Source organism: Pseudomonas sp. 14A, assembly GCF_018132745.1.
Classification (GTDB): Bacteria; Pseudomonadota; Gammaproteobacteria; order Pseudomonadales; family Pseudomonadaceae; genus Aquipseudomonas; species Aquipseudomonas mercuritolerans.
Map to the genome: position 1 here is coordinate 193,440 of NZ_JAGRQJ010000012.1, position 12,327 is coordinate 205,766.

7 protein-coding genes are annotated in these 12,327 nt (G+C 58.4%); 3 read left to right on the forward strand and 4 right to left on the reverse strand.

Features of this window, described 5'->3' with window-relative positions:
• Window positions 1-27: 27 nt before the first annotated feature.
• The 4 genes from PS14A_RS13220 to PS14A_RS13235 are packed head-to-tail and all read right to left on the reverse strand — an operon-like array spanning window position 28 to window position 6,132.
• The gene (locus tag PS14A_RS13220) at window positions 28-1,242 is read right to left on the reverse strand and encodes a hybrid sensor histidine kinase/response regulator (protein ID WP_130911312.1); all 1,215 of its coding nucleotides are present in this window, start codon (window positions 1,240-1,242) and stop codon (window positions 28-30) included.
• A complete protein-coding gene (locus tag PS14A_RS13225) occupies window positions 1,236-1,829 on the reverse strand; it encodes a chemotaxis protein CheB (RefSeq protein ID WP_212616416.1) in 594 nt (197 codons plus the stop codon). Before PS14A_RS13225 ends, PS14A_RS13220 begins: the two co-directional genes overlap by 7 nt.
• The gene (locus PS14A_RS13230) at window positions 1,826-2,659 is read right to left on the reverse strand and encodes a protein-glutamate O-methyltransferase CheR (protein WP_137213691.1); all 834 of its coding nucleotides are present in this window, start codon (window positions 2,657-2,659) and stop codon (window positions 1,826-1,828) included. The genes PS14A_RS13225 and PS14A_RS13230 overlap by 4 nt, the downstream gene beginning before the upstream one ends.
• Entirely contained in the window at window positions 2,659-6,132 is a 3,474-nt protein-coding gene (locus PS14A_RS13235; RefSeq protein WP_212616417.1) for a response regulator, read from the reverse strand. The genes PS14A_RS13230 and PS14A_RS13235 overlap by 1 nt, the downstream gene beginning before the upstream one ends.
• A gap of 265 nt (window positions 6,133-6,397) precedes the next feature.
• Here PS14A_RS13235 and PS14A_RS13240 point away from each other — a divergent pair, with 265 nt between their 5' ends.
• The 3 genes from PS14A_RS13240 (at window position 6,398) to PS14A_RS13250 (ending at window position 12,256) form a co-directional block, all read left to right on the forward strand.
• The gene (locus PS14A_RS13240) at window positions 6,398-6,757 is read left to right on the forward strand and encodes a response regulator (RefSeq protein ID WP_137213693.1); all 360 of its coding nucleotides are present in this window, start codon (window positions 6,398-6,400) and stop codon (window positions 6,755-6,757) included.
• Window positions 6,758-6,928: 171 nt separating this feature from the next.
• Window positions 6,929-10,852, forward strand: a complete 3,924-nt coding sequence (locus tag PS14A_RS13245; protein WP_212616418.1) for a hypothetical protein — start codon at window positions 6,929-6,931, stop codon at window positions 10,850-10,852.
• 99 nt (window positions 10,853-10,951) lie between these two features.
• Complete coding sequence (locus tag PS14A_RS13250) at window positions 10,952-12,256, forward strand: glycosyltransferase (protein WP_212616419.1); 1,305 nt, start codon at window positions 10,952-10,954, stop codon at window positions 12,254-12,256.
• Window positions 12,257-12,327 lie beyond the last annotated feature (71 nt).

Below are 12,327 nucleotides of genomic sequence, written 5' to 3' on the forward strand. Positions count from 1 at the left end.
TCAATAGCTGCTGATACGACCGTGTGGTCACTCAGAGGTTGCGTCGGATATGCCGTTTTCCTGGATCGGCAGACAAACGCGAAACAGGGCGCCTTCGTTGATTTCACTTTCGACGACGATGGAGCCGCCATGGGCGGCGACGATCTGCTCGGAAATGAACAGACCCAGCCCGAGCCCGGCCACCACCGTCTTGGCGGACACCCGTTCGAACTGCTGGAAAATACGCTTCTGGTTCTCGGCGCTGATGCCGATGCCGTGGTCCTGAACTTCGACCCGCGCCTCGTCACCTTCGCGATAGACGCGCACCTGAATCGGGCTGCGACCACCGTAACGCAAGGCGTTGGTCAGCAGATTGGATACCACTTGCTCGATGCGGAACTCGTCCCAGCAACCTTCGACCGGCTCGGGCGCTTCAAAGGAAACACTGGTCTCAGCCGCTTCCATTTGCGAGGCGAAGTTCTGCAACAGGTTGCCGACCAACTGCACCAGATCGAAACGACTCGGGCGGATCGACAGTTTGCCGGTGCGGATTCGCGAAACATCGAGCATGTCTTCGATCAGGCGAATCAGGCTTTTGATCTGCCGCTCATCGCGGTCGACCATCGCCTGCATCTTGTCGAGCGTAAACGCCGAGGCGTTGTCCCGGGCCAGGTGCATCTTGCGCAGCTGGGTTTCGAGAATCAGCCCGTTGAGCGGCGTACGCACCTCATGTGCGACGATCGACATGAAGTCATCGCGCATGCGCACCGCTTGCTCGAGCTCAAGCTGAGTGCTTTGCAGTTGTTGCAGCAGCGCTTCCTGCTCGCGTCGGGCCTGCTCCAGCGCCTCGACCTGCTGCTTCATGGCTTTGCTTTGGCGATACAGATCGACGAAAACGTTGACCTTGCTCTTCACCGCATGAATGTCCAGCGGCTTGTGCAGGAAGTCCACCGCACCGCTTTCATAGCCCTTGAACGCGTAATTGAGTTCACGGCCGGCGGCGCTGACGAAGATGATCGGGATGTTCTTGGTTTTCTCGGTGCCGCGCATCAACTCGGCCAGTTCAAAGCCGTTCATGCCGGGCATCTGCACGTCGAGAATGGCCATGGCGAATTCGTGTTGCAGCAGCAGCGACAGTGCTTCGTCCGCCGACAGAGCCTTGTAGACCGTGCGATCCTCGCGCTTGATCAGCGCTTCCAGCGCCAGCAGGTTTTCTGGCAGATCGTCAACGATCAACAGTTTGGCTTGGATATTACTCAGCATGCGATTCGTTCCAGCTCGACTAGCAGACGGCCGATGCCGTGAATGGGTAGGACATGATCCGGCTGCAGAACGTTCAGTGCAGCCTGGGGCATGGTGGCGACTTGTGCATCATCGGGGTCTTGAACAATGGTCAGACCGCCGCAGTGCTTGACGCAGGCCAACCCGCGCGCGCCATCGTGATTGGCGCCGGTCAGCAGCACGGCGGCGAGTGTCTCGCCGTAAACCTCAGCGGCCGATTCAAACAGGTAATCAATAGACGGCCGCGAATGATGCACGCGATCCTCCAGGCTCAGCGACAGGCTGCGATCAGCTTCGACCGACAAGTGATAACCGGGCGTGGCGAAATACACCGTGCCGGCTTCAATGTCCTGCTTGTCTTCAGCTTCCTTGACCGGCATCGCCACACGACGGGAGAACACTTCGGCCAGATGACTGCGGCGCTCTTCCGGCAGATGCAGAACGATGATGATCGGCAGCACATAGCCTTTGCGCAACGGCCCGAGCAGGGTCAGCAACGCCTCGACACCGCCTGCGGAGGCGCCGATCACGACGGCCTCGATGCGAGGCAGGCTCGGGGTGTCGTTCATGATTTGCGGTAGATCCGTTCTTGTTTGACCAACGGCTCGAACTGGTTCGAATAGTTGGAAAAATCCAGGGTTTCCTTGCTGCCCAACACCAGAAAACCGCGATGCGACAACGATTCATGGAACAGCCCGAACGCCCGGTCCTGAAGCTTCTTGTTGAAGTAGATCAGCACGTTGCGGCAAGAGATCAACTGGGTTTCGGAGAACACGCTGTCGGTGGCCAGGCTGTGGTCGGCGAATGTCACGTTCTCGCACAGGCTCTTGTCGAAAATCGCGTAGCCGTAGGCTGCGGTGTAGTAATCGGCAAACGAACGCTGACCGCCGGCCTGCTGATAGTTGGCAGTGTAGGCGCGGACATTTTCCATGGAGAAAATCCCTTGCTTGGCCTTCTCCAGCGAGCGCGGGTTGATGTCGGTGGCGTAGATGATCGTGCGGTCGAGCAGGCCTTCCTCGCGCAACAGAATCGCCATCGAATAGACCTCCTCGCCCGTGCTGCATCCGGCGATCCAGATCTTCAGCGATGGATAGGTACGCAGGAGCGGCACCACTTCGTTGCGGATCGCCAGGAAGTGCGACGGATCGCGGAACATCTCGCTGACCGGGATCGTCAGCAGTTGCAGCAGCTGCATGAACGCCGTCGGGTCGTGCAGGACTTTCTCTTGCAGGGCCGAGATGGTCGCGCACTCGAACTGACTCAGCGCGTGCTGCACCCGGCGCTTGATCGAAGCGCCGGAGTAGTCGCGAAAGTCGTAGCTGTATTTCAGGTAAATCGCCTCGATCAACAAGCGTAATTCGATCTCGCTGTTGCGCTCGGCCGGACTGCTGCGTTCCACTAGATGCGTTCCATTTTCGGTAACCACACACGTATCAGCGAGAACAGACGATCAAGGTCGATGGGCTTGGCCAGGTAATCGTTGGCGCCCGCTTGCAGGCAGCGCTCCTGATCGTCCTTCATGGCCTTGGCCGTCACCGCGATGATCGGCAGCTTGCGCCAGCGCGGATCCTTGCGGATTTCCATGGTGGCTTCGAAGCCATCCATTTCCGGCATCATCACGTCCATCAGCACCAGGTCGATGTCCTCGACTTCATGAAGTTTCTCAATCGCTTCGCGGCCATTACGGCCGATCACCACGACTGCGCCTTTGTGTTCCAGCGCGCTGGTCAGGGCGAAGATGTTGCGCACATCGTCGTCCACCAGTAGCACTTTGCGACCTTCAAAGACCTTGTCGCGGCTGCGCGCGGTCTTGAGCATCTTCTGCCGTTCATGGGACAGCTGCGATTCGACTTTGTGCAGAAAGAGTGTGACCTCGTCGAGCAATCGCTCCGGGGAGCGCGCGCCCTTGATGATGATCGAGCGCGAATACTTGCGCAGTTCAGCCTCTTCGTCCCGGGTCAGGTTGCGGCCGGTGTAGACGATGACCGGCGGGAACGAGCAGATGTCTTCGGTGGACATGCGCTTGAGCAGATCGTTGCCGAGCATGTCCGGCAGCTTGAGATCGATGACCATGCAGTCGTAGATGGTCGTGCGCAGCAGCTCCAGCGCGTCCTGGGCCAGCCCGACGGCGGTGATTTCGATGTCTTCATCGCCGATCAGCCGCGCGATGCTTTCGCGTTGCAGATCGTCGTCTTCAACCAGCAGCACGCGTTTGACCTTCTGCGTCAGCTTGGCTTCGAGACGGGCGAAGACGTCCTTGAGCTCTTCGCGGGTGGTCGGTTTCACTGCGTAGCCGATGGCGCCCATGTGCATCGCCGCTTCGACGCGATCCTCGACGGAAATCACGTGCACTGGAATGTGCCGGGTTTCGGCGCGTTCTTTCAGGCGTTGCAGCACGGTCAGGCCGGAATGATCCGGCAGGCGCATGTCGAGCAGGATCGCATCCGGCACGAATTCGCGGGCCAGGTCGTAACCCTCGTCAGCACCGTGGGCGACCAGACACATGTAACCCAACTCATGGGCGAGGTCATAGAGGATGCGAGCGAAGTTGGGCTCGTCCTCCACCACCAGAATGCAACGAGTGGCAAACGGCGCCTTGTCGCGGTCATCGGCGAAGCGCGGGATGACCGCAGGAATCGCTGATGCCACCGGCACCGCAACCGCGACTGGCGCAGGCGTCACAGGTGTCGGGTGAAAGGTCAGCGGCGCGGCCGGCGTTTCGCCGAACTCGTGATACTGACGCGGCAACACCAGGGTGAACGTGCTGCCCTGCCCCGGTACGCTATCGACGCTGATCGAACCGCCCAGCAACGTCGCCAGATCCCGCGAGATCGACAGGCCCAGACCGGTGCCGCCGTACTTGCGATTGGTGGTGCCATCCGCCTGACGGAACGCCTCGAAGATACTTTCCTGCTGATCCGCGGCGATACCGATCCCGGAATCCTTGACGCTGAAGGCGATGTGATCATTCGGCTGCGCGGTGATGGTCAGGCTCACGGCGCCGTGCTCGGTGAACTTGATCGCGTTGGACAGCAGGTTCTTGATGACCTGCTCCAGACGCTGACGGTCGGTGAACAGCAAGCCCGGTGCGTCCGGCTGAACCTCGACGCTGAAGGCGAGTTTCTTGTCCGCCGCCAACGGTTCGAACATCGAGCGCAAGCCGTCGACCAGTCGATCGACACGGGTGTTTTCGGCGATCACTTCGAGCTTGCCGGCCTCGACCTTGGAAATATCCAGAATGTCGTTGATCAGGTTGAGCAGATCGTTGCCGGCCGAGTAGATCGATTCGGCGAACTTGACCTGTTCCGCCGACAAATTCTGCTGCGGGTTTTCCGCCAGCAGCTTGGCCAGAATCAGTGAACTGTTCAGCGGCGTACGCAGCTCGTGGGACATGTTGGCGAGGAATTCGGACTTGTACTTGCTCGAGCGCTGCAGTTCTTCGGCACGCTCTTCGAGCTGAATCTGCGCTTGATTCAGCTCGGTGTTTTTCTTGTCCATCGCGTCGCGCTGCTCGGCGAGCTGCTCGTTGGTCTGCTCCAGTTCCACCTGCTGGGTTTCCAGATGCGCCTGGGATTCCTTGAGAATCCGCGACTGTTCTTCCAGCTCTTCGTTGGCGGTCTTCAGCTCTTCCTGCTGCACTTGCAGTTCTTCGTTGAGCTGCTGGGTTTCGGCGAGCACTTCCTGCAAACGCTGACGGTAGCGCGCCGCTTCGATCGAGGTGCCGATGTTGCCGGCAATCAGCTCCAGCAGTTCGATGTCGCGCTCGGACAGCGGACGCAGGAAACCCAGTTCGATCACGCCATTGACGCGGTCGTCATCACTGGTCGGCACCACCAGCACACTGTGCGGCAGGCCTGCGCCGAGGCCGGAGCTGACTTTGAAATAGTCGCCCGGTACCGCGTCGAGACGGATCAGCCGTGCTTGTTCTGCGACTTGGCCAACGATGCCTTCGCCGCTGTAAATCGTTTGATTCAGTTCTTCCTGCTCGCGGGAGAAGCCATAAGTGGCCACGCGTTTGAGGCCGCCATGTTCTTCACGCACATAAAGCGCGGCGACGGCAGTGCCGAGGTATTGCGCGCAGAATTGCAGAATGTTGCGCCCCAGCAGGTTCAGTGTCAGCTGCCCCAGTACCTGCTCGGCCAGTTGCGTCTGGCCGTTGCGCAGCCACGCCTGTTTTTCAAGGCGTTCGGCGCTAGCCTGCTGCGCAGCCAGATTGGCGCTGTAATTGGTCGACAGGTTGACCAGATCACGCCGACCGATGTAAGCCAGCAAACCACTGATGCCAACGATGAAGATCAGGTAGAGGGTGATGCTCCAGATCGTGGTGCGCCGCACATCTTCGTTGCGCGTGGCGCGCAGCACCTGCTCGGTCTCGATGACGTCCTCGAACTGCTTGCGGATCTCATCGGTCAGGCGCTTGCCCCGCCCGGCCTTGACCGCGCCGCGATAGTCGCCACTGCTGCGCTGCAGATCGATCATCGACTGCGCGTAGTTGGCCCACTCCACCTGCAAGGCTTGCAAACGGCGCAGGCGATCGGTCTGCACCGGATTATCGGCGGTCAGCTCAAGCAACGTATTGAGAGCGACCTCGATACGCGGCTTGGCAACTTCGTACGGGTCGAGAAAATGCTCGTCACCGCTGAGCAGATAGCCGCGCATGCCGGTTTCCAGATCAACGGTGAGTTTCACCGCTTCATTGGCGTTATTGATCACCCGGTCGGTGTGCTCGACCCATTGGATGACCGACAGCAAATAAGTGATCAGCGAGACGAAGAACACGGCGCTAAGCACGCCGACGCCCAGCGGCAGGCTGACGTTGCGACTCAGAAGTTTGCGGAACCGTTGTTCATCAACCGAGGACGGAGAGGACATGGGGCAGCCTTGTCGAACTGTTGAAAACCCGAGAGTTTGCCCCAAAACCCCGCCATGGATCCATTTTTCTCACACAAATGATGGCATTTTCCTACACACGCCTGCGCATTGGACGACGCCAACGGTTATCCTTGCCGCACCGCACTGACCTGTTCTTTTCGTATCAGCTCGGGAACTTGTGGCTATGCGCCACTTACTCATGCAAGAGTCCGGCAAAATTCGCTTGCCCGGTATCCCCCGATTTCATTTTTCTGAGAGTCCTGCCATGTCTGCCAATGCCTCCACTATCCTTGTCGTAGAAGATGACGACATCGTGCGCATGCTCATCGTGGATGTGCTGGAGGAGCTGGAATTCACCGTGTTGGAGGCTGAAGACGGCGGCAAGGCGCTTGCGATTCTTGCGGATTCTGGTAACGCCATCGATTTGATGATGACCGACCACGGCCTGCCTGGCATGGATGGCCGCGAACTCTCTCAAAGGGCCCGTCAGCTGCGCCCTGCTCTGCCCATCCTGTTCGCCAGCGGTTATGCCGAGACTATTGATGTGCCCAGCGATATGCAGGTCATTGGCAAGCCCTTCTCTATTGACCAATTGCGCGACAAAGTTAAAAGCATTCTGAAATAAACCTGATAGCTGCCCGTCGCGGATGCAACTTGTCACATCCAAAAACAATCAGCAACTAACTAATACTGCCATCACTTAACCTGCCAGCTCTATCCTGAGTAATCCTTGGCCCCGTCATGCAAATAACGGAACGTTTGCCAAACACCATTCAATAAATTCAGGATAGAGCCCATGAAGTTCATTTCAGCCGACGTGGCTGTCACCGTCGACCGCAGCGCGTATGACAAACAGGAACGCGCGCTAATGGCCCGGGCACTGACCGAGGCGATTGCAGCAACCGAGCTTCACGTCTCCGTCGGCAGCTATGCGGCAAGCGCCTCGCGCCCCTCCAGTACAGTATTCAATGTGCAAGATCGTTTCATGCCTCGGGTCGTCGGCAGCAGCTTTGACGAACGTTGCGAACCAGCACGGAACGTCTTCAAAGAGATAATCAACGCGCCTGCTTTTTTGCAATTACTGCGCAAACACTCATATGCCGATGACATGCAGCTGGGGGTCAACACCGAGTCCAGGCTATTTATTGTTTATGATTCGGAATTTGAATCCCATCGGTTCAGCGTTGCTTTTGATAGTGAAGAAACAAGCGTATTCAGCGAAGAGCTCGACATGCTCGCCGAGTTGGCAGAGGACACTGGCGGCGTTATTTATTCCGGTGAAGTGATCGGCATAGAGCAATGGTTGAATTTTCACGGTTATAACTTGCCGACAACGCTTGGCGAAACCAGGGTATTGATTGAGTGGCTTGTCTTCGAACTGCCTGAACCACCCATCCTGGGCGACTACCACGAGTTGCTCCACGCTGATCAATCCTCACCGTTTCATTTATCGATCGCAGAACGCCACGTCATCACCCAGACCGTACATGAGCTGACCCGAGGTGCGACAAGCCTGTTGCAGGCAGTGGCGTTCGCCAACTTCAACCTGATCCCGGCGCAGGATATACGTGAGCATGCGGACAAGTTTCTGCAAAACTTCCTGCGTCGAAAGACTGCTCGCGCACTCGGGGTCACGTTGCACGAGCGGCTTGGCTGGCATCTGGAGGCCGATGATTCAGCCGTCCGCGATCGCCAGCTCGACGAGATAGTCCTGGCTGCGCTGATCATCGACATGCAATTGCGCTCCGATCAGCCCCTCCTCGCCGGCTATGACTTCTATCAACCGGCCAATAGCGCACGGAGCGCGGCCGAAGTACGCATCCTGTTCGAACAGCATCTGGTTGACGTCGGCCTGAGCGAGGCGCACAACGCGCCACTGGCAGCGCATCTGTTACTGGCGGGTGCGGCACCGGAGCTGCTGATTGCGCAAATCCCGCCCGGGCTGACGCTGGACAAGCCTGGCTGGGTAACAGCGCGCCAGACCGCTGCCGTCATCGAACACCTCGCGCCAGGCAGCTGCCGAGCAATGACATTTGCGCAAATCAAGGCATTTTCCGAGCTGACAGGTGTTTCCACTGACCTCGACAAATTGTACGAAGCGGTGGCAATCCCGGCGGTGGTGGACTGGGCGGTTTTGAACGGAGTCATCTCTTACCGCAGTGCCAAAGACTACGACAACGCTGCGGTGATCAAGGCTACCGCTTATTTCTCGCGCTATATGCAGGCCCTTGCCCAGTCTGAAACCGGCTTGTCCGCTACGCCCCCCGACCGGCGCAAAATCGCCTTGCAAGCGCTGGAAAAGGTCATGCCCGCCGGCCCCTACCTTGAACAGAAAGCCTTCAAAATAAAGTATTTGAGCAGTTTCGAAGAGCGCAGCTGGCTGGAAGGTCTGAAGGCTGCGCATCCGGCGGGGATTCTCAGCGAGTTCTGGGATTTGCTCGCCAGCACCACCGGCAACAACGAATATGCAATCAACGGCCTGCTGCGCCTGCGCCTGTCGATTCTCGATCTGTACCTTTCCGGGGACCTGGTCGAAAACGGAAAACTCTCGGACAAATTCAAGCCCCGCGACAGTTTCCGCGCTCCAGCCGGTGCCTTTGCCCGCCTCGGCGAACTGCAATCGCCGTCGCAACTGTTTGATCAGGCATTCGATGGTTACTACCGGAACGTGCGCGAGGGCTTGTCGTCCCTGATCAAAATGGCGATCACGCAAATGCCGGAGGACGATCGCCTCGCCTTGACCCGCGGCAAAACAACCCTCTACACCGTCCGCAAAGAAGTCAATCCGCTGAATCCGAATCAGGAAACGCAAATCCAGCGGGATGAAGCCCATGGGCGTTACGGGATCATTCTCTGCTGCGGCAACGGTGATCAAATCCGCGCTTACGAGCTGTTCACGTTGCGCGGCGTTTGTCGCGAGCGCCCCGATCTGGCGCTCAAGTTGCAAAGCACCGGCCTCATCCATCAACGTCCGACCCTCTCGTATACCGGTAGCAAGTACGACTTCCAGGACAAGAACAAAGCGAGCCAGTGGCCTCTTGATTACGCCGCCTATCGCGAGGGCAGCGAATCACGCCCGGGCATGACCTCCAAAGTGGTGGTGGAAAAGCTCTGGCAGTTGCAACTCGACGCGACTGATGTGCGGGCGGTTGCGCTGTTCTTTTCAGCGCAACTGGATGCGATCGCCGAGTGCGTGCTGGACAACCATCCTGTCGCCAGCCGCGAAGAGTTGTATGCAGCACTGGATGTGCGCAACGGTTTGGAAGAATGGCGCACCACCAGGGAAACCATCGAAAACCTGGCAATCAACGTCATCGTGCCATTCAAACAATGCGTTGAAGACATCCGCTCCGGACGCACCGACCGCGTCTCCGAAGGTATTGGTGGCTGCGTTCTGGATGGCCTGTCGGTGATCGGCCTGCTGGTTGGTCTTGGCGCGTCGGCAGCGAGCATCCTCGCCAAGACCGGGTCGACCACCCTTAAACTGCTGAAAGTCGCCAAAGCTGTCGCTCGTGCGGCGGTGTCGTTGGCCAACCCGCTCGATGGCGTGCCCGCCCTCGCCCGCAAAGGCTTTCAACTGGCCAGGCGCGGCGTCGTGTTTGCCGGAGCCAGCGCGCTCGATGCCGCGCACACCGCCAGCGTGCTATTGAGGAGATTGATGCATGGCGCCGACGGTCATGACTGGATCAGGCTCTCCCCCACCCGCGATGTGTATCAGGCGACGTGGCGAGGGGGCGATGCGCTTGGCGAGGGAGTCGATATCGCGGTGCTCGAGCGCAACCAGGACTGGCACGCGCTGAACATCCGCACCGGCGGTGCCTGGGGACCGCGCCTGAAACTGCTCGACCTGGGCAACTTCGCACCGTTGAAGCGTCTGTTCGGCGGCTTCAAGCCGTTCAGTTACACCCGTGGCTATCTGAAAAAAGCCATTCCTGTGGCGCGCAGCAAGCTGGACAATTCCATCAGCGCGCTGATGGAATTGTCCTCCAATGACGACATTCCCGCAGTGCTCAGGCATGTGTTCGGCAATGATTCCGATGAAGTGGTTGAACATGTGTCCAAGCACCTGCGCGCCATGCGCAGGGATCTGGAATCGATCAGTTTCAGCAACGTCACCTTCCGCCCGCATCAACCCGGCGTGATTGCATCGCTGTCGCCACCGGCCTACAAGCGCTGGAAGACGGCGCTGCGCACCGGCAAGACCATCGATGAATCCGCCGGCAAGTTTCTTTCGATCTACCCGGACAATCTCGATGAGTTCTACAAGTTGTCCCGCTACGACGACGGTAGCGTCGCCGACGTACTCATCCATGAAATGTCCCACGGTGGCCCGGACACCCTTGATCTGTATTACGGCCAGGTGTACCCCGATTTGTATCATGCGGAATTCGATGCGGTCGGTTTGCTGGAGCTGGCCCGAGATGCGCGAAAGGCTCACCCGGACAACCTGATCAATCCGCACCACGCGCTGGCGTACAGACCGGGTTTCGTCCAGTTCGACCAGATGAAGGCGAGTCTGCCGAAACTGGTCCAGGATCACCCCGCGCTGGCCAATGCGGAGTCCTACATGCTTGCGGTGTCCCTGCTCGATCAAGCGCACACCCGCCCGGCCATATTGAGCTTCAATATCAAGACTATCGAATATGCCGTGAGCAAGACCGCTGCTGGCAAGTTCCTGAAAGGGCCGCTGCTGCTAAATCTCGCCAAACCGGTCAGCTGAACGCGCAAACGATCGGCGGTGAAAGGGCTACAGGGTGCATTTCAATCACTTCGCTGTGGTTTAATTGCGCCCTTTTTTCCATGGGTCAGAGGATCAGTCGTGAGCCATTCGTGTACCACCAGAGTTCTGGTCATCGGCTACGTCTGGCCAGAACCGCGTTCGTCGGCGGCCAGCGGGCATGTCATGCAGATCCTCGAAACGTTTCTCGAGCAAGGCTGGGACATCACGTTCAGCAGCCCGGCCGGCCCGGGTGAACACAAGGCTGACCTCGTATCGCTGGGCATTCGCGAAGTACCGATCGAGCTCAACAACAGCAGTTTCGATACGTTCATCAGCGAGTTGGTACCGGATATCGTGCTGTTCGACCAGTTCATGATGGAAGAACAGTTTGGCTGGCGTGTGGAAAAAAACTGCCCGGATGCCCTTCGTATTCTGGAGACCTCCGATCTGCAAAGTCTGCGTCATGCGCGCCATCAGCGCCTGAAGGACCGGCTCAAAAGCAACGACGAACAGACTGATTTCAGCGAACTGTTTTCCCCGGCATTGCACGAAGAATTCCAGCTGATGGCGGGTACCGATCTGGCCAAACGGGAAATCGCCGCGCTGTATCGTTGCGACCTGAACCTGATGATTTCCGAAGTCGAAATCGATTTGCTGGTGCAGGAGTTCGGCGTGCCCCGCCAGATTCTGCACTGGTGTCCGTTGATGATAGATATTCCAACCACGGCGCCGCGTGGTTTCGCCGAGCGCGCGCATTTCCTCAGCATCGGCAACTTCCGCCACGCGCCGAACTGGGATGCCGTGCTCTGGATGAAAACCACCCTCTGGCCGTTGATCCGCGCGCGCTTGCCACGCGCGCAACTGCACATCTACGGGGCCTACACGCCCCCCAAGGCGACTGCTTTGCACAACCCGGCTCAAGGTTTTCACATCATGAACTGGGCCGAAGATGCGCTTGAGGTGATGTCTGCAGCACGGGTCTGCCTCGCGCCACTGCGCTTCGGCGCGGGAATCAAGGGCAAACTGGTCGATGCCATGCTCTGCGGCACCCCGAGTGTGACCACACCGACTGGCGCCGAAGCCATGCACGGCGACAGTCCCTGGCCCGGAGCGGTTGTCCTTGACGCGAACACGTTCGCCGAACAGGCGGTGCAGTTGCACGAAGATCCGTCACGCTGGCAGCACGCGCAGGTTCTGGCTGAAGCACTGTTGCAACAACGCTACCAGCGCAATGTCCACGGCCCTCTTCTCATCAACAGGATCAACGATTGCCGACAACATTTGGCACAACTTAGAAACGACAACTTTACCGGTGCCATGTTGCGTCATCACACGCTCAAAAGTACCCAATACATGGCTCAATGGATTGAAGCCAAGAACCAGTTACATTCTACGGAGCGGTAGTCACAGCCCATACACGACTTGCATTGAAAGCAAACTATCGCGATAAACCGAATATGCCTATAACCATCCTG

Bases quoted from the DNA above. Each gene is read 5' to 3' on its own strand.
- PS14A_RS13220 (WP_130911312.1), bottom strand. From the start codon at position 1,242: ATGCTGAGTAATATCCAAGCCAAACTGTTGATCGTTGACGATCTGCCA.
- PS14A_RS13225 (WP_212616416.1), bottom strand. From the start codon at position 1,829: ATGAACGACACCCCGAGCCTGCCTCGCATCGAGGCCGTCGTGATCGGC.
- PS14A_RS13235 (WP_212616417.1), bottom strand. From the start codon at position 6,132: ATGTCCTCTCCGTCCTCGGTTGATGAACAACGGTTCCGCAAACTTCTG.
- PS14A_RS13240 (WP_137213693.1), top strand. From the start codon at position 6,398: ATGTCTGCCAATGCCTCCACTATCCTTGTCGTAGAAGATGACGACATC.
- PS14A_RS13245 (WP_212616418.1), top strand. From the start codon at position 6,929: ATGAAGTTCATTTCAGCCGACGTGGCTGTCACCGTCGACCGCAGCGCG.